This window comes from Histophilus somni 2336, from assembly GCF_000019405.1.
In the GTDB taxonomy this organism is placed as follows: domain Bacteria; phylum Pseudomonadota; class Gammaproteobacteria; order Enterobacterales; family Pasteurellaceae; genus Histophilus; species Histophilus somni.
Genome location: NC_010519.1, coordinates 1,180,903 through 1,200,445, shown reverse-complemented (window position 1 = coordinate 1,200,445; position 19,543 = coordinate 1,180,903). Strand labels below are relative to the sequence as shown.

Below are 19,543 nucleotides of genomic sequence, written 5' to 3'. Positions count from 1 at the left end.
AGCGGTCTGTTTTTCGATTGTTTTTACAAAGTTCAACAGTTTTATTTTTATTTACTCAAAAGGAAGTTATTAGCGATGGCTCAATTAACAGAAACTCAACAAAAAGCTTGGGAAGGTTTTGTCGGTGGAGATTGGCAAACTGAAGTAAATGTTCGTGATTTTATCCAAAAAAACTATACGCCTTACGAGGGTGATGAAGCATTCTTAGCGGAAGCAACAGAAGCAACATCAATTCTGTGGGCTGATGTAATGGAAAAAATCAAAGTGGAGAACAAAACTCACGAACCTTATGATATTGACACAGATATTCCATCCACTATCACTTCTCATAAAGCGGGCTATATCAATAAAGATTTAGAAAAAATTGTCGGTTTACAAACAGACGCCCCCTTAAAACGTGCAATTATGCCGTTTGGTGGGATCAACATGGTTAGAGGCTCATGTAAAGTTTACCGTCGTGAACTCAATCCAGAAGTTGAAAAAATCTTTACTGAATATCGCAAAACTCACAATCAAGGCGTATTCGATGTTTATACACCAGATATTTTACGTTGTCGTAAATCAGGTGTAATCACAGGTTTACCTGATGCTTACGGTCGTGGTCGTATCATCGGTGACTATCGCCGTATGGCACTTTATGGTGCAGATTTCTTAATGAAAGATAAATTCAAACAATTTACTTCATTACAAGAGAAATTAGAAAGTGGCGAAGATATTCAAGCAACGATTCAATTACGTGAGGAAATCGCTGAACAGCACCGTGCTTTAGGCAAAATGAAAGAAATGGCAGCATCTTACGGCTATGATATTTCCGCTCCAGCAAAAAATGCTCAAGAGGCGGTTCAATGGACTTACTTCGCTTACCTTGCTGCCGTTAAATCACAAAACGGTGCGGCAATGTCTTTTGGTCGTGTATCCACATTCTTAGATATTTTCATTGAACGTGATCTCAAAGCAGGCAAAATTACAGAACAAGAAGCTCAAGAATTAATTGACCACTTGGTCATGAAACTTCGTATGGTTCGCTTCTTACGCACGCCTGAATACGATCAATTATTCTCCGGTGATCCAATGTGGGCAACTGAAACTTTAGCCGGTATGGGGTTAGATGGTCGTACTTTAGTCACCAAAACAAGTTTCCGTATCTTGCATACACTTTACACGATGGGACCTTCACCAGAACCGAACTTAACTATTCTTTGGTCTGAAAGTTTACCTGATGGTTTCAAACGCTATGCTGCGAAAGTATCAATTGATACTTCATCTGTACAGTACGAAAATGACGACCTAATGCGTCCGGATTTCCAAAATGATGACTATGCAATCGCCTGCTGCGTAAGCCCAATGATCGTGGGTAAAATGATGCAATTCTTCGGGGCTCGTGCGAACTTAGCAAAAACATTACTGTATGCGATCAACGGCGGTATTGATGAAAAATCCGGTGACCAAGTTGGCCCTAAAACTGATCCTATTACAACTGAATATTTAGATTATGAAGACGTCATGACCCGTTTAGACAGCTTTATGGATTGGTTAGCAAAACAATACGTCACTGCATTGAACATTATTCATTTTATGCACGATAAATATGCTTATGAAGCAGCGTTAATGGCATTGCATGATCGTGATGTATTCAGAACAATGGCTTGCGGTATTGCCGGTCTTTCTGTTGCCGCCGACTCACTTTCTGCAATTAAATACGCTAAAGTAAAACCTATTCGTGGTGATATTGAAGTGAAAAATAAAGCTGGCGACGTGATCGGTATTTCAAAAAATGTTGCGATTGACTTTGAAATTGAAGGTGAATATCCACAATTTGGTAACAACGATTCACGAGTAGATGATATTGCAGTTGACTTGGTTGAACGTTTCATGAAGAAAATTCAAAAACTCAAAACTTACCGCAATGCAACACCAACTCAATCTGTTTTAACGATTACTTCAAATGTGGTATATGGCAAGAAAACAGGTAACACACCTGATGGTCGTCGTTCAGGTGCACCATTTGGACCGGGAGCAAACCCAATGCACGGACGTGATCAAAAAGGTGCGGTAGCATCATTAACTTCTGTTGCTAAACTTCCATTTGCTTATGCTAAAGACGGTATTTCTTATACGTTCTCTATCGTACCTAATGCGTTAGGTAAAGATATTGATGCACAAAAACGCAATTTGGCAGGTTTAATGGATGGATATTTCCATCATGAAACAACTATTGAAGGCGGTCAACACTTAAACGTGAATGTACTAAATCGAGAAATGTTATTAGATGCGGTAGAAAATCCAGACAAATACCCGCAATTAACCATTCGTGTATCAGGTTACGCAGTACGTTTCAACTCTTTAACTAAAGACCAACAACAAGATGTAATTACACGTACATTCACAACGTCAATGTAAGTTTTAAATCAGAATATTTAAAAGGTCAGAGTAAAATCTGACCTTTTTATTTTTCTAAATTTTTGAAATTTTTTTGTAAGGTTTTATTTCCTCATTCGTCTAACTTCTAGAAAGCAATTTTTTAGGAGTAGAAAATGTCTCATTGTCATATTTTTAAACAATCCACTCAGGGATTATCCTTACTCGTATTACGTTTTTTTGTCGCCTATGAGTTTTTCGAAGCAGGACTAGAAAAATGGAACGGTGAAAATTGGTTTTATGCGGTAAAAGATAATTTTCCGTTTCCTTTCTCAATTTTACCACTGGACTTAAATTGGGCTATTGCAACCGGTGCAGAATTATTGTTTCCGATTTTGTTGGTTTTAGGTATTGCAACCCGCTTTAGTGCATTAGGGTTGATGATTTTAACCGCTGTAGCTTGGGCAACAGTACATAGCGGATTAGGTTATAACGTATGCAACAATGGTTATAAATTACCGCTCATTTACATAATTACGTTACTTCCTCTGCTCCTACAAGGTGCGGGTGTAGTTTCACTTGATTTTCTGTTACGGAAAAAATACTCAGCTCAAAAACGGCTGAATTTACTTTAATCATTTATATAGGAGAAAAACCATGAAAAAAACAACTTTAGTCGCTTTAGCCGGTGCCTTAGCTATGGCTGTATCAGCACATGCAGATATGAAAAAAAACACAACCGAGTGTGAAATGCACGATGGCAAATGTGTATCAAAATCTGCCGAAGGCAAATGCGGTGAAGGAAAATGCGGTGCAACCGCTCCTAAGAAAAATATGCCGAAATCTGCCGAAGGCAAATGTGGCGAAGGAAAGTGCGGTGCATCTAAATAAATTTTTGAGGGTGCATCGCACCCTTTTTATTTACACGGAGGATATATGCGACAAGGTGCCGGTTTAGGCTACAGACGTGATCTAGCGGAAGGATTTCTACAATTACGCAATAATGATCGAATTCAATTTATGGAAATAGCACCGGAAAACTGGCTAAAAATGGGAGGATTTGCTCGTTATCAATTCGATAAAGTGGCAGAAAAAATCCCTATGCTAATCCATGGGTTATCTCTTTCTCTTGGTGGACAAGCCCCTTTAGATAAAGAATTATTATCAGGCATTAAAGCCATGATAAAACAATATAATACGCCTTTCTTTTCCGATCATCTGAGCTTTTGTGAATGCGATGGTCATTTATATGATTTATTGCCAATGCCGTTTACTGATGAAGCAGTAAAACACACTGCAGCAAGAATTCGTGAAGTACAAGATTTTTTAGAAATTCAAATTTCAGTAGAAAACACCTCTTATTATTTGCATTCTGAAACAAGCACGATGAATGAAGTAGAATTTCTCAATGCTATTGCACAAGAGGCAAATTGTGGCATTCATTTAGATGTTAATAATATCTATGTAAATGCGGTCAACCATGGATTACTTGATCCTCATGTCTTTATTGATAATGTGGATTTAAAACGTGTCAATTACATTCATATTGCCGGACATGATGACGAACATGCCGCTACTGAAGTGCAAATACAAACATCAGAGGCTTTCAATACAATCAAAGGAGATTTTCGCCATCTTCCTCAATTACTTGTTGATACACATGGTGAAAATGTAAAAGGTACCGTTTGGGATTTACTGGAATATACTTATGCACGTTTACCTCATATGCCACCAACACTACTTGAACGTGATTTCAATTTCCCTCCTTTTGAAAAACTTTGTAAAGAAGTCGATATTATCCATCACTTACAACAAAAATATGTCAAAAAAAGAGGATTGTCATGGCTAAAAATCTAGCACAAACGCAACAAGAATTTGTTCAAGCTATTCGTGAAAAAGACCCTAGCAATCACGATCCTAGACGTTTAAATATTTATGTGCGGTTATTACGCAACAATACTTTTGGCTTTATCGAAAAATGCTTTACCGAAACTCCGGCTCATTTAAACCGACAAGATTGGGATAATGCAAAAGAAGAATTTGTCAAAAACGGAAAAGCACATTCCCCTTACTTCCAAGATATTGCAGGTGAGTTTTTACAATTTTGCCAACACAAAAATATTTTCGATGAAAATATTCTCTCCCTAATGCAATTTGAATTTGATCAACTTCAAGCGGAAGTATCAATGTTTCAGCTACCGACTGAATTCGATATAACAGAACAAACTCCAATGAAATGCTCAGAAGTTTGCTTTATAAGAGAATATCCGGTGGATTTTCTTTCAACTCAGTTTAACCAAATACTGAATCAACCATCAAAAACAATTGTTTGGCGTAATGCTCAATTTGAAGTGTATTACCAAAAGTTAACGGACTTAGATCACTTTTTATTAATGCTGTTACAAGAAAAAGCCTATTCACTACAAAAGCTAAAAGAATCTTTAAAAAACCTTGCAGTTGACGAGAACATACTACAATTTCTGCAACAAACTTGGTACAAATGGATCGATTTAGGGGTCATTATTCCCGAACAATCCAAAGAATACGTTACAAATTAATAGTGCATGATATAATTACCGCCATTTTTTGTCTCTTGAATTAAACTCTTTTAAATCTTTCTTAGAGGTTTTTCTCAGCTAATAAAATGGGTTTACAGCACTTTGAAATACCTTCATGAGTTCGATGATTAAAACAAAACAATTTGGTCCTATATTCCTAAAAATCGGACAGTTCAATAAACCAAATACCAAGCTCGGTATTTAGGTATTTACAAACCTTAGTAAAAATATGACCGCCTTTGCTGATTACTAGGCTAACTGTAACGGTACACCCACCGAAATTAATTCCAGCTGTTTTTCCTTTGTCAGACTATTATCTGTAATGACTAAATCCAATTTTTGCATTGGAAGTACAAGGTTAAAGCCGTTACGGTTGAATTTTGTTGCATCAACAACAGCTACTACTTTGGCGGAAATATCTGCCATAATTGAACTGATATTGTAGCCCTCATTAAAGGTTGTCAGTCCTATTTTGGCATCAACACCATCGGCTCCCACAAACATAATATCAGCCCGAATGCCTTGTAATGAATTTTCAGTAATAGTACCGTGCATTGAGCGGGTTTTGTGACGAAGCGTACCGCCGCAAATTACAAGAGTAATATCAGGTGAATCGGATAGTACTACTGCAGCAGGAAGATTGTTAGTAATAACAGTAATGTTCTTAATTTTAAGTAATTCGTAAGCAATCATCAAGGTAGTGCTGCCGCTGTCAAGAATGACAGTATCACCTTCCTTAACCAGTTGTGCGGCAATACGGGCAATATGGGATTTCGGATCGTGCGAAAGACCATGGCGTTCTTCAAGTGAAGTCTCTTTACTTTCGTTTCGTTCTTTTTTTTCGTATGGCTTTTCATTTGAATTTGAAAATGCCGCACCTCCGTGAAAACGAGTAAGTATTCCTTGTTCTTCCAGCATTCTTAAATCGGTACGCACAGAAACTTCCGATACATTAAATCGTTTGGCGAGATCATTGACGGACACAATTCCGTTTTCTTTGAGTAATTCTATAATTTGATGTCGTCTTTCAAAAGTGTTCATAATATTTTCCGCTAAAAAATAAAGCGTATGAAGTTTCATACGCTTTCATTATATTACGATTAATCGAATTTTAATACTAGTTTTGTATTACAATTAGTCGAATTTTAATACCAATTTTCCATTCATCGGTTTACCGTCTAAGGATTTCACTTCTTCCACATAATCTTCAATAGTGTTAATCGACGAGATAAGCGGTTCAAAGCAGATTTTATTTTCTGCAATAAGATTAACTGCTTCTCGCCATTCGACTCCCGGCCAAGGTTTGGAGTAATTCATCCAAGAACCAAAAATGATAAGTTCTTTGCGTAAAATCAGTCCAAATTCTTTTTGATCGAGATTTAGGTCGTGGTGTAGTGTTCCAACTAATACGACTTGAGCTCTAGGTCCAGCAATTTGAATGGAAAGTTCAACAGTTTTCGGTACCCCCGCTGTTTCTAAAATTAGTTGATCAAATCGATTACCATCTAAACAGGCTAGAATTTCGTCAGCTTTCAAATCCATTGAATTAAATACGTAATCTGCACCTAATGTTTTTGCCAACACCAATTTTTCTTGGTTGATGTCAATCACACTAACTGAATTTGCCCCTAATGCTTTTGTAGATTGAGCTGCCAGTAACCCGATAGTACCTGCTCCAACTATAACCACATTTTTACCTTTACAGCCTCCTGCAAGATGAATAGCATGCAATCCAACAGTGATAGGCTCAATAAAAGATGCTTGCAATGTGTCACTTCCTTGAGGTAACTTCACCAAATTACTCTTTTTCACACAAAGATACTCTGAGTTAGCACCGAAGCGGCGTGAACCGATAAAATTGTAGTTTTTACATAAAGAGTAAAACCCTCTATTACATTCATCACATTTAAAACAGGGCTGGAGAGGAGCACAGCTAACTAAATCTCCCTTATCCAATTCCGTTACATCTGAGCCTACTTCTTCTACTGTAGCACTAAATTCGTGACCTAAAACAATAGGATAGAAGTGAGTACCATGATGAAAAATCCTTGGAATATCGGAACCACATAGTCCGGAGTAATGCACTTTTACCAACACATCATCAGGGTCTTCGACTAAAGGCTTAGGAATATCACAAATAGCCATATTACGGTTAGATTCTAAAACAATAGCTTTCATTGGTTATTATTCCTTAATTTTGTGCTGATTGAGCGACTATTTCTTTTTCATAGGATTTGGCTCTTCGCCAAGTAAGGAATACACCGCAAAAGTAAATGATTGCAATAATAGTCATTCCGACAATATTTTCAAAGGTCAGCACCTGAATCATCAAATAAGTGATCGGTGAACCGCCCTGATCCATTGAAGCGACTTGTTCTCCTGCTTTTAATGTTCCTGCATTAGCTGCCAGCTGAGTATGATACGCAATGGTTTGGGTTGCGATCCAAAGGGTCATCGACATAATAATCAGACCGGAAATTAAGGTTCGGAATAAGTTACCTTGGTGTACTGCTACTGCCATTGCAACGAAGAAGCCGATAGTTGCCAAATCACCAAATGGAAGTACTTGGTTACCCGGTAAGAACACAGCAATTAGGATAGTAAGCGGAATAAAGATTAAACTTGCAGATACTACAGAGGTGTGACCAAGTAATAATGCAGGATCTAAGCCGATTAAGAAATCGCTACCGCCGAAACGTGCTTGTAATTTTTTACGGGCCTGTTTGGCAATAGGTGCTAAACCGTCCATGATTGGTTTGATTACACGAGGCATTAACAGCATTATTGTTGCAGTTTTGACTGCTAATTGCAACACGTCTTTCATAGAATAGCCAGCAAGTAACCCAATTACTACTCCCATAATAAAACCTACGGTTACAGGTTCGCCTAAAGCACCAAAGCGTTTTTGTAGATCATCGGCTGAAAAATGGATTTTATTTAACCCTGGTATCTTTTCGATAATGGTATCCACCAATACAGCTACCGGTCCTAAGTAAGCTGAGGTTCCATGCGGAATAGCAATACCATCCAATTCAAAGAAATGTTTGGTGTCTTTAGAAAACCAATCCCCAAGTTTATAAACGAAAGCAGCATGAACAATAACACCAAGAATACCCAACCAATACGAACCTGTCGCAATATGAACTAACGCACCAGTAAACGTCATATGCCAGATATTCCAAATATCAACGTTTACGACACGGGTCATTTTTAACAGCAACATCGCTATATTTACCGCAATCGCAATAGGAATAGCTATTAACGCTGTTTGTGAAGCCCAAGTCATCGGTGAAGCTCCAGGCCAACCAAGATCGATAACATTTAGCTGAATATCAAAGGTATGTGCCATTGCCTTTGCTGCAGGACCAATAGAGTCCAACATTAAACCGATTACGAGCCCGATCCCTACAAAGCCGATACCGATAGATAAACCAGCTTTGAAAGACTCTCCGAATTTCATACCTAAGGCTAGCGAGAGAATGAGAATTACCAGTGGTAACATTACCGCTGGGCCTAAATCCAAAATATATTGCATAATTTCTGTGAACATAATCTTATCCTCTTAAAATAACCAAGATTTTTTCTTTTAATTCATCAATACCTACACCCGATACAAACGGCATACCGTGAACAATAGGAATATCACCGTAAATTTGACTGATTTTTGCTGTTGTGCAGATCAAATCAACATCATTGATATAGCTACCGATTTCATTTACTCGACATTGAACCAGTTCTACCGAAATATTATTTTCAGCACAAAGTTCTTCTATTTCCTCTGCGGCTAATGTTGAAGTTGCAACAGCTCCACCACAAGCGACAATAACTTTCTTTTTCATAATGAGTTCCCTCTTTTCATTGACTAGATTTCAAAATGTTGTTTGAGAAATTCGGATAAATCGCTTTCTTGAATGGAAAGTAATTGAGTTACAAATGAATTATCCTGCAATTTACCGAAAAGTGTTCTTAACAGCCTAAGCTGTTGTTGTGGGTTGGTAACGACTAATGCCATTAGGATTTCAGCATCCACAGTACCATCATCATCTGCACGATTAACAACTAATGTTTTATCAGGACGGATAAAATAGATAGCTGGCTTTATAGAATGTTCAGCTTCACAATGTGGGATTGCCACAGAATGTTCCTCCAGTTGGATGCCGGTTGGGAAATTTGCTTCACGAGCGAATACAGCATCTCTATAACTTTCTTTCACAAAACCTTTTGCAATTAATTCATCAGCAATATGATTTAATGCTTCAGAATAATTTTCAAAAGAAATACCAGTTTTAATTAAGATTTCACTTACCAAAATTTCCTCCTGTTATTTTCCGTAGCAACCAAAGGCGTAATCCGACAAAACTTGTTGGATTTTGTTTATAATTAATTCCTTTGGCTTCGCTTTTAATATGCCATCCACAATCAAACGGTATTGATTAGGTAAATACTGACTTAATAAACCCAGCGGAATAGAAATATCAGATAAATTTTCAATAAGTGTTTCTACCGCACTGTTAATCCGTTCATTCGGCCAATAGTAACGGATACGATCTGAAAGGCTGAAATGGAGCTCAATTATTGCTTTTGAATATTGTGGAGAATAATATTTACTCCAATACTTAGGGTCATCTTGCATAACCTGATTAATCACATCTAAAAGATAACTCTTTTTCTCAGGGATGATTAATTCATCTTCGATTTTTGCCAATGCAAAAAGAGCTTCACGCAACGCAAAAGTGAGTGCAGGACCAACCTTCAGAATAGCAAAGTGATCTTTTACTAAATTACGATAAGCCGCTCGAGATTGATAATCAGTTGAATGAGCTTCGAAAATATAAGGTGTACTTTCAATGAAAGCAGAAAGATCTTTAGCTAACTCAGGTTTATATAAAATAACGTTGGAATGATCGAATTCTACTCCAGGTTGCACAACGATTCCGACAATACGTTTAAATGCTTCTTGTAAACCTAATGCTTCAAATGCTTGTCTGTGGGTTTCAATGGTTTCTTTGGCACTTTGAATTGTTGTAACATCAACACTTGAGATAGTATGAGTTTCACCTCCTGGTACCGGGACTTCTGTTCCTATGATATAACTAACTTTATCCCGATTTGCAAAATCTAGAGCATTTTCGACTGCTTGACACAGCACGGCAGCACGTTCCGCCACTACTAACGGCGGTAGGGGAACCGGATCATCTGCACAAGACATGGATGCATCTAAATGGATTTTGGTGAATTCTGCTTTAGCGAATTCGGCAACAAGCACCTTTGCTTTCTCCATTGCTTGTTCAGCTGGTTCATTTTGCCAGCAGTTAGGACCAAGATGATCTCCACCTAAAATAATACGTTTTTTGGGAAATCCAACTTTATCCGCAATACTGTAAACAAAATTTTTAAAATCAACAGGTTGCATTCCAGTATAACCACCGAACTGATTTACCTGATTAGATGTTGCCTCAATTAAAACATCATTTTCGGTGTTCAACTCAAAGCGTAATGCAGCTTCAATTACCGCTGAATGAGCGGAACAGACTGAACAAATCCCCACAGATTCACCACTTTTATGGCGTTTAAGTAAGTTTTGCATACTAATTCTCCTGTTAAAAAACGGGTTTCGCTGTTTTTGTTAATACATTATTTAATTCGGTAATATTTTTAATTCCATCATTTTTTAGCCAATCAATGGCTTCCTCTTTACCTCCAGTCTTAAATGATTCCGCACTACCTGCCCAAGTTGACCGACCGCAAAGTACGCCGTTAAAATCGGAGCCTGCTTGCTTGGCAAAACATAATGTATCTTGGAATAGTTGCGGTGATACACCGGCACTTAAAAAAATGAAAGGTAAATGGGTCGCCTCACTCTGCTCTTTAAATAATGCTGCAGCAGATTCTTGGTTATAAATCGCTTCTTGCCCAGAAAAGCCTTCTACAAAATTCATATCCACAGGCACTTCTACTTTTAAAACATCGACGTTAAAGCGTTTATCTGAAAATAATTTCATTGCTTCAATCACTTTACGAGGCTTTAACCTTTCGAATTCTTTTTTATCCGAAATTTTTGAATCATAGGTCAGAATTTCTAAAAAGAAAGGCATATTTTCAGCAATACACTCAGAACCTACACGCTCAACAAAAGCAGTCTTCACATTATTGATTTCCTTTCCTTCATCAACATCGATATAAAGTAGCAATTTCACTGCATCAGCTCCTTTCTCTTGAAGCTGTTTTACCGAGATACCATCAATCAGATCGGGAAAACGACCAATTTTGGTTCTATCATAGCCTGTTTTTTCATATGCCATAATTAAACCACAATTTGTATCCTTCAATTCAGCTGCCTGCCAGCCAAATTCGGGATCAAGCAGAATTGCCGAAGCGTAAGGGGTAAGTTGTTCTGATACCAAGCTTTTAAATTCTTGCATTTGCCTATCACTTATATCGTCACCTAGCATTCTTTTTAACGCACCACGCTGATCAATAGCTAGTGCTCTAAATACTCTTTCTGATCCGTACAATTTGTTTAAGCGTTGCTGTTTTGATTGAGATTCGTTCATTTTATCTCCATTTCTTACATTTATTTATTTTCGTATATTTTCTAATTTTATTTTACTCGAAACAAATAAAAACAAAAAGATTCACCTTCGAAATTTTAGATCTTGATCACATTTTTAAAATAAAAAACAAATAGAAATAAATCGAAATTTTAATCATAAGATGTAGTATTTATATGAAATAATAAAATCCGTTTTTCTTCTTTTATTTCTGCTAAAATGTACAAATTACGATTTGAGAATGTTTAAAATTAAAAGGAAAGCAGAATGTCTGTACTTGCACGTTATCACTCTTACGAATCTTGTGGAACTGTTGATGGGCCGGGAATTCGTTTCATTTTATTTTTACAAGGCTGCCTAATGCGTTGTAAATATTGCCATAATCGAGATACATGGGATCTACATGATGGCAAAGAAATCAGTGTAGAAGATTTAATGAAAGAAGTGGTCACGTATCGTCATTTTATGAATGCAACGGGCGGTGGCGTAACCGCATCCGGTGGAGAAGCTGTCTTACAAGCTGAATTTGTTCGAGATTGGTTTAAAGCCTGTAAAGCAGAAGGAATAAGTACTTGCTTGGATACAAATGGCTTTGTACGTCATTATGATCATGTCATTGATGAATTATTAGATGTTACCGATCTTGTTTTACTTGATTTAAAACAGCTCAATGATAAAGTGCACCAAAATCTTATCGGTGTACCGAACAAGCGTACACTAGAATTTGCCAAATACTTACAAAAACGCAATCAAAAAACTTGGATTCGCTATGTAGTTGTTCCCGGTTATACTGATGCTGATGAAGATATACACTTATTAGGTCAATTTATTCAAAATATGAGCAATATCGAACAGGTCGAACTTCTACCCTATCATCAGCTAGGTGCACATAAATGGAAAACGATGGGCGAACAATATGAACTGGAAGATGTAGTCCCTCCAACTAAAGATTCTCTAGAACATATCAAATCTATCATTGAAAGTTATGGACACACAGTCAAGTATTAATGTTAAAAATAGTGTCTCCAGCAACATAATAGCCACTATGGTTTTCTATTTAATGATAGATTTAATTATTGAAATCTCTATAATAAGCGAACCCACAATCTTGCAAGATTTTACTAACAAGGATTTTTATGTCAGATTTTAAACATAGCCAACTGCTCATTTTAGGATCCGGTCCTGCCGGCTATACTGCCGCAATTTATGCTGCCAGAGCAAACTTAAAACCCGTATTGGTTACCGGATTACAACAAGGTGGACAATTAACCACGACGACTGAAATAGAAAACTGGCCGGGAGACTTTGGTGATACAACAGGTCCGGAATTAATGCAACGAATGTTGCAACATGCTGAAAAATTTGATACCGAAATCGTCTTCGATCATATTAATAATGTCGATTTATCTGAACGTCCATTCAAACTATTTGGTGATGCAGGGGCTTACAGTTGCGATGCACTCATTATCGCAACAGGTGCATCGGCTCGTTATTTAGGCTTACCTTCAGAAGAAACTTACAAAGGACGAGGTGTTTCCGCTTGTGCAACTTGCGACGGCTTCTTTTATCGCAATAAACCTGTGGCTGTGGTTGGTGGCGGTAATACGGCTGTTGAAGAAGCCTTATATCTTGCAAATATTGCCTCTGAAGTTCATTTAATTCATCGCCGTGATACGTTTCGGGCAGAAAAAATCTTAATCGATCGCCTCAATAAAAAAGTGGAAGAAGGAAAAATTATCCTGCATACGAACCGCACTTTAGCGGAGGTTTTAGGTGATAATATGGGCGTAACCGGAATCCGTTTAAAAAACACACAAACAGAAAATGTTGAAGATCTTAAATTAGAAGGGGTATTTATTGCGATCGGTCATGCTCCTAACACTGAATTGTTTGCCAATCAACTTGAATTAAACAACGGTTATATTGTCGTAAAATCCGGTTTGGAGGGTAATGCAACGGCAACATCTGTCCAAGGAGTTTTTGCAGCCGGAGATGTAATGGATCACAACTATCGTCAAGCAATTACATCTGCCGGAACCGGATGTATGGCAGCTTTAGATGCAGAACGTTTTTTGGATACACAAAAATAATTAACTCAGTCGTATTGGGGCAACTAATCTGCCCCACAAATATATCATAACCTCTAGCAGTAACAATGGAAAAATCACGTCAAAAGTATGTTTTCAAATGGCTACGCAAACAACAAAAGCCAATCAAAAAGTTGCTTTCGCTTAATATTATTCTTGCAACTATTTCATCCATTATTTTAGTTGCACAAACTTATATTTTAAGCTACCTGCTTCATCAACTCATTATTTTAAATACGGATCGAAGTGAATTAATACCGCACTTTCTAGCACTTATTCTTGGTTTTATGCTACGTGGTTTAATATTATGGGCAAGGGAAAAAGTGGGCTTTAAATGCGGTCAACAATTACGTCATCATATTCGTCAACAAATTTTCGCCAAAATTCATCAAGCTGGTCCAGCAATGATCAACCAAAAATCTGCGGGAAGTTGGGCAACCTTGATGCTGGAACAAGTAGAAAATCTGCACAATTTTTATGCTCGCTTTCTACCTCAACAAGCACTTTCTGCCATTACGCCAATCATTATCTTAATCGCTGTCTTTCCACTCAATTGGGCGGCTGGATTAATCTTGGCACTTACTGCTCCGCTTATTCCTATTTTTATGATTTTAGCCGGATTAGCCGCCGCAGATAGTAGTCAAAAAAATATGTCCGCCTTAGCAAAACTTAGCGGTCAATTTTTAGATCGTTTACGTGGATTAGAAACATTACGCCTTTTCAATAAAACAAAAGAGCAAACTGAATATATTGAAGAAAGCACTGAAGATTTTCGTGAAACAACTATGACTGTGCTAAAAATGGCATTTTTATCTTCCGCAGTATTAGAATTTTTTACTTCTATCTCTATTGCATTAATGGCAGTTTATTTTGGTTTTAGTTATTTAGGACAAATTAACTTTGGTTCTTACGACACTGAACTTACTTTATTTATTGGCTTTTTCTGCTTAATTCTTGCTCCTGAGTTTTACCAACCTTTACGAGATCTGGGTGCTTATTACCATGATCGTGCAGCAGGTATTGGTGCAGCCGATGAAATCGTTAAATTTTTGGAGCAAGAAGTTACTTCTCAACAATATGAACAAACATATAGTATCGAGCCTAAAAGTGCGGTCGAAATTATAGCGAAAAATCTCATCGCACTTTCACCACAAGGCCATCCTTTAACCGCTCCGTTAAATTTTTGCTTGACGGCTCAAAGCAATACTGCGTTAGTTGGGCAAAGCGGTGCAGGTAAAACAACATTAATCAACGTGTTACTCGGTTTCTTAAATTATCAGGGAAGTTTAAAAATTAATGGTATTGAATTGCATGATTTATCTTTAAACGAATGGCGAAAAAATATCGCTTGGGTAGGGCAAAATCCTTTATTATTACAAGGCACGATTCGAGAAAATTTACTTTTTGGTGATATTCAAGCAACAGACGAACAAATTATGCAAGCATTAGAACAAGCACAAGCCACGTCTTTTTGTGCGAAATTAGGACTTGATTTTCTAATTAGAGAAGGCGGTATTGGTTTATCCGTCGGACAAGCACAACGTCTTGTTATTGCTCGCTCATTATTGCGTCAAAGCAATTTATTATTACTTGATGAACCTACTGCAAGTCTTGATGCAAAATCGGAAAATGCCGTACTACAAGTGTTACAAAAAATTAGCCGTAACCAAACTACTTTAATGATTACGCATCGCATTGAAGATCTAAAACAATGCGACCAAATTTTAGTGATGCAACAAGGGAAAATTGTGCAACAAGGCCGTTTTGAACAATTAAAAGAACAAGGTTTCTTCGCCGAACTTTTGGCTCAACAAAAACAGGAAATTCAATAATGCGAGCTTTACTTCCTTTTCTTCGCTTATTTTATCACGCTAAATTTACTCTCATTTTAGGGGGAATATTAATGATTGCGGGATTAGCCTCAAGCATCGGTTTATTAACCCTATCCGGCTGGTTTCTCGCCGCCACGGCGTTAGCCGGTATTGGCACATTATTTAATTTTTTCTACCCGTCGGCAAGTGTCAGAGGTTTAGCAATCGGTCGAACTGTAACACGTTATTTTGAAAAAATAGTGACGCATGATGCCACTTTCCGTGTATTGGCAAAATTACGTGTTCAAGTATTCAGTAAACTTATTCCTTTAAGCCCCGCAGTACTTAATCGCTATCGCAACAGTGACTTACTTAATCGTTTAGTGGCTGATGTAGATACTTTAGATACATTGTATTTACGCCTTATTGCCCCTTTTATCAGTGCAATGATTGTTATTGCTTTTATTACATTAGGCTTAAGTTTATTTAATGTTTCTATCGGCGTATTTATTGGTATAAGCCTGCTGTTGCTACTTTTAATTATTCCCATCGTTTTTTATCGGCTGGGACGTAAATTCGGTGCTAAATTAACTCAATCTCGTTCAGTTTATCGCACTTATTTTATCGAATTTATTCAGTCGCAAGCGGAACTGTTACTCTTTAATGCAGCCTTTAGCTCAAAAGAGAAACTAAAAGCAATCGAATTAGAATGGCAATCTTACCAACAACAAGAAACAAATTTAGTCGGATTATCTACCGCACTTGTCGTATTTATTAACGGATTACTGGTAGTAATAACCCTTTGGTTTGCGGCGAAAGCACAATTTTCCATTGCAGATTATCACAATGCTTTTATTGCGTTATTTGCGTTTGCCGCTCTTGCCTCATTTGAGCTTCTCATGCCTATTAGTGTCGCATTCTTACATATTGGACAAGTCATTTCATCTGCAGAACGCATTAATGAACTTCTTGCACAACGACCTTTAGTGCAATTCAACGGTACTCACATATTGCAAAACAATGAATATCCGCTTATTCAACTGAAAAATGTCAGTTTTTCTTATCCGGATCGTAATGATCAGGCATTGCAACAAATTAATTTAACCGTTGAAGCTGGAAAAAAAGTGGCTGTTCTCGGGAAAACGGGGAGTGGCAAATCAAGTTTACTGCAATTATTGGTTCGAAACTATGATTGCAACCAAGGGGAAATTTTACTCTCTAATGCACCGATTCAAGTTTATACCGAAGAAACGCTACGCCAAAATATCTGTTTACTCACTCAACGAGTACATATTTTTAGTGATACTTTACGCAATAATTTACAAATAGCAGGTAGCCAACAAATCAGCGATGAAAAAATGTGTCATATACTACAAAAAGTAGGTCTGGAAAAATTAGTTCTGCAGGATCAAGGACTGGATTTATGGTTAGGCGACGGCGGGCGACCTTTATCAGGCGGTGAACAGCGTCGCTTAGGACTAGCAAGAGTTTTACTGAATAATGCCCCCATTATTCTACTTGATGAACCGACAGAAGGACTGGATCGAGATACTGAACGCCATGTTCTAACGCTATTATTTGAACATTGTCAAAATAAAACGTTCATTATGGTTACTCATCGTCTAACAGCACTTGAACAATTCGATTTACTTTGTATCATGGATAACAGCCATCTAGTTGAACAAGGACATTACCATCAACTGATTCAACAAGAAAAAGGATTTTTTAAACAACTTATTGAACGAATTTAAATCTAAAAAATATGTTCAAATTACACCGCACTTTTAGTCAATCAAGTTATAAAAGTGCGGTTAATTATCAACATTAACTTGATTAACAACAAGAGGAAATTCTTATGACAACATTCACAGATTGGAAAGAGCATACCGCTCATGTAAAAAAATCTTTTGGCGAATTGGGCAAGTCTCATCCAAAAATGTTACAAGCCTATATTAACTTAGATCAGGCTGCTGCGGCTGAAGCACTTGATGAAAAAACCCGTGAACTCATCGCAATTGCTGTCGCTATTACAACACGTTGTGAAAGTTGTATTAGTGTTCATGCTGAAAAAGCAGCTAAAGCAGGGGCAACAGAAAGTGAAATTGCCGGAGCATTGGCTACTGCGATTGCACTGAACGCTGGTGCGGCTTATACTTATGCCTTGCGTGCATTAGAGGCAGTAAAAGAACAAAGCTAAATTGAATAAAGGCAACTGAAAAGTTGCTTTTTTTATACATATTGAAATGTAGTAGATGGGCGGAAACCTTTCCGGCAGGATCTCGGCACACAGAAATTCCGACTTTGGCTGCTTTCTTCCGAACCTGACCGAGTAAATCGGACACTATTGCGAGGAACCGAAAAGATTTCCATAGAATTAACCGAACGGCTAATGGGGTGCATTATCCTATAAGCAAATTCCGATTGCAAATCTTTCTCTGATAACTATACTTTGAGCGATTAAAAATTATTCTATGAAATAAGGAAAAATATGACCGCACTTTCAACTCAAGACTTTTGGCATAAAATAACAACCGCACTGGCAGAAACAAATCCCTATGAAAAATGTCGTTTAGTGAATCAGTTATATGATGAAATTTTGCCTACGATAAATCTAGATCAAACGGACGATTTTCCTCTTGTTACACCTGAACAAGAAATTGTCGGTATTCCACACAAACCCTTCCTTGTCGCTCCCCAAAATGTGCCTAAACGTTCTTTTGCCACAAACGAAGGTTATGCGGCAACATTACATGCCATTGCTCATATTGAATTTAATGCAATAAACCTTGGTTTAGATGCTGCGTGGAGATTTGGACGTCACGCACAAGAGGAACTCGAACAAGGCATGCCGTTCATACAAGATTGGCTCAAAGTTGCACGTGAAGAAAGCACTCACTTTACTCTCGTTAATGAGCATTTAAACACATTAGGATACCAATATGGCGATTTTGAGGCTCATGCCGGCTTATGGGAAATGGCTCAAGCGACGGCTCATGACATTTGGGAGCGTATGGCATTGGTACCTAGAGTTTTGGAAGCCAGGGGATTAGATGCAAACCCAATACTACAAGAAAAAATTGCACAGCGTAAAGACGTCGAGGCAGTGGCAATTTTAGATATTATTTTGCGTGACGAAATTGGTCATGTTTCTATTGGGAATCATTGGTATCACGCACTTTCCGCTAAACGTCAATTAGATGCAATGAAATGTTTCAGCGAATTATTACGTAAATATCGCATCGTGATTTTTAAAGGAGTTATTAATACTGATGCTCGTATCCAAGCCGGTTTTACTCAATATGAACTCGATTGGATTTATGAAATTGAACAAACGTTAAAATCCCATATCAAAAACAACTAATTATTTCACTTTGTTAGTTTCATCAGGCTTTTAAAAATAAGGGATATACTTTAGAATACAGCGTATCCCTACTCTACTCAAAACAGCATTATGAAATTCAATATTCCTACAATCTTAACTTTATTTCGAGTCGGATTAATCCCGTTCTTTATCGTAACATTTTATTTGCCTTTTCATTGGGCACCTTTTCTCACAACTATTATTTTTTTCATTGCCTCAATAACAGACTGGCTGGACGGTTACCTTGCTCGCCGATGGAATCAAAGTACGCCTTTTGGTGCGTTTTTAGATCCTGTCGCCGATAAAGTCATGGTCATTGCGGCACTTACGCTCGTTGTTGAATATCAACATGTTTTTTGGGTAACGATACCTGCAATTATTATGATCTTTCGTGAAATTGTGATTTCAGCATTACGAGAATGGATGGCAGAAATCGGTAGCCGTGGCATCGTTGCGGTTTCTTGGCTGGGGAAAATTAAAACAGCCTCACAAATGCTTGCACTTGGCGGTCTTTTATGGCACTACAATACATTAATGGAAATTACAGCAATTGTCTTTTTGTATATCGCCGCCATGTTGACAGTTTGGTCAATGTTTCAATATTTAGCCGCCGCCAAAAAATATCTTTTAGCTGATAACAAACAAAAAAGTGAATAAAAAAATAAAAAATCGTTTTTCCCATAACAATTTTGAGATAGAATAACCCGAATTTTTACTTGACAAATAAAATAGAACGAAAAAAATGACAGCCTACAGCCTACAGCCTACAGCCTACAGCCTACAGCCTACAGCCTACAGCCTACAGCCTACAGCCTAC

Annotated in this window: 19 protein-coding genes and 1 other RNA gene; 12 read left to right on the top strand and 8 right to left on the bottom strand. The window is 37.6% G+C overall.

Annotation, left to right across the window (positions count from 1 at the left end; genetic code table 11):
• Positions 1-75 precede the first annotated feature (75 nt).
• From pflB to HSM_RS05365, 5 genes are all read left to right on the top strand, one after another.
• Positions 76-2,400: a formate C-acetyltransferase gene (gene pflB, locus HSM_RS05385; RefSeq protein WP_012340232.1), complete on the top strand. Its 2,325-nt coding sequence runs from the start codon at positions 76-78 to the stop codon at positions 2,398-2,400.
• A 134-nt stretch (positions 2,401-2,534) separates the two neighbouring features.
• Positions 2,535-2,993 carry an HvfX family Cu-binding RiPP maturation protein gene (locus HSM_RS05380; RefSeq protein ID WP_012340231.1) on the top strand — a complete coding sequence of 153 codons (459 nt, stop codon included), beginning with the start codon at positions 2,535-2,537 and terminating at the stop codon, positions 2,991-2,993.
• Positions 2,994-3,015: 22 nt separating this feature from the next.
• Positions 3,016-3,249 (top strand): HvfA family oxazolone/thioamide-modified RiPP metallophore, encoded by a 234-nt coding sequence (locus HSM_RS05375; protein ID WP_012340229.1) that lies wholly within the window; start codon positions 3,016-3,018, stop codon positions 3,247-3,249.
• A 45-nt stretch (positions 3,250-3,294) separates the two neighbouring features.
• Entirely contained in the window at positions 3,295-4,215 is a 921-nt protein-coding gene (locus HSM_RS05370; protein WP_012340228.1) for a DUF692 domain-containing protein, read from the top strand.
• Entirely contained in the window at positions 4,200-4,916 is a 717-nt protein-coding gene (locus HSM_RS05365; RefSeq protein ID WP_012340227.1) for an HvfC family RiPP maturation protein, read from the top strand. The genes HSM_RS05370 and HSM_RS05365 overlap by 16 nt, the downstream gene beginning before the upstream one ends.
• 249 nt (positions 4,917-5,165) lie before the next feature.
• Here HSM_RS05365 and HSM_RS05360 read toward each other — a convergent pair whose 3' ends face one another.
• The 7 genes from HSM_RS05360 to HSM_RS05330 form a co-directional block, all read right to left on the bottom strand.
• On the bottom strand, positions 5,166-5,957 hold the full coding sequence (locus tag HSM_RS05360; protein ID WP_011609295.1) for a DeoR/GlpR family DNA-binding transcription regulator: 792 nt from the start codon (positions 5,955-5,957) through the stop codon (positions 5,166-5,168).
• 93 nt (positions 5,958-6,050) lie between these two features.
• Positions 6,051-7,094 carry a galactitol-1-phosphate 5-dehydrogenase gene (gene gatD, locus HSM_RS05355; RefSeq protein WP_011609296.1) on the bottom strand — a complete coding sequence of 348 codons (1,044 nt, stop codon included), beginning with the start codon at positions 7,092-7,094 and terminating at the stop codon, positions 6,051-6,053.
• 13 nt (positions 7,095-7,107) lie between these two features.
• Entirely contained in the window at positions 7,108-8,466 is a 1,359-nt protein-coding gene (locus HSM_RS05350) for a PTS galactitol transporter subunit IIC (protein WP_011609297.1), read from the bottom strand.
• Positions 8,467-8,470: 4 nt separating this feature from the next.
• A complete protein-coding gene (gene gatB, locus HSM_RS05345) occupies positions 8,471-8,755 on the bottom strand; it encodes a PTS galactitol transporter subunit IIB (protein WP_012340225.1) in 285 nt (94 codons plus the stop codon).
• 23 nt (positions 8,756-8,778) lie between these two features.
• Positions 8,779-9,225, bottom strand: a complete 447-nt coding sequence (gene gatA / locus HSM_RS05340) for a PTS galactitol transporter subunit IIA (protein WP_011609299.1) — start codon at positions 9,223-9,225, stop codon at positions 8,779-8,781.
• Between the two features lie 12 nt (positions 9,226-9,237).
• Entirely contained in the window at positions 9,238-10,503 is a 1,266-nt protein-coding gene (gatZ, locus tag HSM_RS05335) for a tagatose-bisphosphate aldolase subunit GatZ (RefSeq protein ID WP_011609300.1), read from the bottom strand.
• A 13-nt stretch (positions 10,504-10,516) separates the two neighbouring features.
• Positions 10,517-11,470 carry a tagatose 1,6-diphosphate aldolase gene (locus HSM_RS05330; RefSeq protein ID WP_012340224.1) on the bottom strand — a complete coding sequence of 318 codons (954 nt, stop codon included), beginning with the start codon at positions 11,468-11,470 and terminating at the stop codon, positions 10,517-10,519.
• Between the two features lie 264 nt (positions 11,471-11,734).
• Between HSM_RS05330 and pflA the strand changes: the two genes are divergently transcribed.
• The 5 genes from pflA (at position 11,735) to HSM_RS05305 (ending at position 17,562) form a co-directional block, all read left to right on the top strand.
• A complete protein-coding gene (gene pflA / locus HSM_RS05325; protein ID WP_012340222.1) occupies positions 11,735-12,475 on the top strand; it encodes a pyruvate formate lyase 1-activating protein in 741 nt (246 codons plus the stop codon).
• 128 nt (positions 12,476-12,603) lie between these two features.
• Entirely contained in the window at positions 12,604-13,557 is a 954-nt protein-coding gene (gene trxB, locus HSM_RS05320; RefSeq protein WP_011609303.1) for a thioredoxin-disulfide reductase, read from the top strand.
• Between the two features lie 65 nt (positions 13,558-13,622).
• Positions 13,623-15,386 (top strand): heme ABC transporter permease/ATP-binding protein CydD, encoded by a 1,764-nt coding sequence (cydD, locus tag HSM_RS05315; RefSeq protein ID WP_012340221.1) that lies wholly within the window; start codon positions 13,623-13,625, stop codon positions 15,384-15,386.
• Positions 15,386-17,116 (top strand): heme ABC transporter ATP-binding protein/permease CydC, encoded by a 1,731-nt coding sequence (gene cydC, locus HSM_RS05310; protein ID WP_012340220.1) that lies wholly within the window; start codon positions 15,386-15,388, stop codon positions 17,114-17,116. Before cydD ends, cydC begins: the two co-directional genes overlap by 1 nt.
• 104 nt (positions 17,117-17,220) lie before the next feature.
• Positions 17,221-17,562 (top strand): carboxymuconolactone decarboxylase family protein, encoded by a 342-nt coding sequence (locus tag HSM_RS05305; RefSeq protein WP_011609306.1) that lies wholly within the window; start codon positions 17,221-17,223, stop codon positions 17,560-17,562.
• A 65-nt stretch (positions 17,563-17,627) separates the two neighbouring features.
• Here HSM_RS05305 and ffs read toward each other — a convergent pair.
• Positions 17,628-17,726: signal recognition particle sRNA small type (gene ffs, locus HSM_RS10430), an RNA gene on the bottom strand.
• A gap of 127 nt (positions 17,727-17,853) precedes the next feature.
• Here ffs and HSM_RS05300 point away from each other — a divergent pair.
• Positions 17,854-18,726 (top strand): ferritin-like domain-containing protein, encoded by an 873-nt coding sequence (locus HSM_RS05300; RefSeq protein ID WP_012340219.1) that lies wholly within the window; start codon positions 17,854-17,856, stop codon positions 18,724-18,726.
• 90 nt (positions 18,727-18,816) lie between these two features.
• On the top strand, positions 18,817-19,383 hold the full coding sequence (pgsA, locus tag HSM_RS05295) for a CDP-diacylglycerol--glycerol-3-phosphate 3-phosphatidyltransferase (protein ID WP_012340218.1): 567 nt from the start codon (positions 18,817-18,819) through the stop codon (positions 19,381-19,383).
• Positions 19,384-19,543 lie beyond the last annotated feature (160 nt).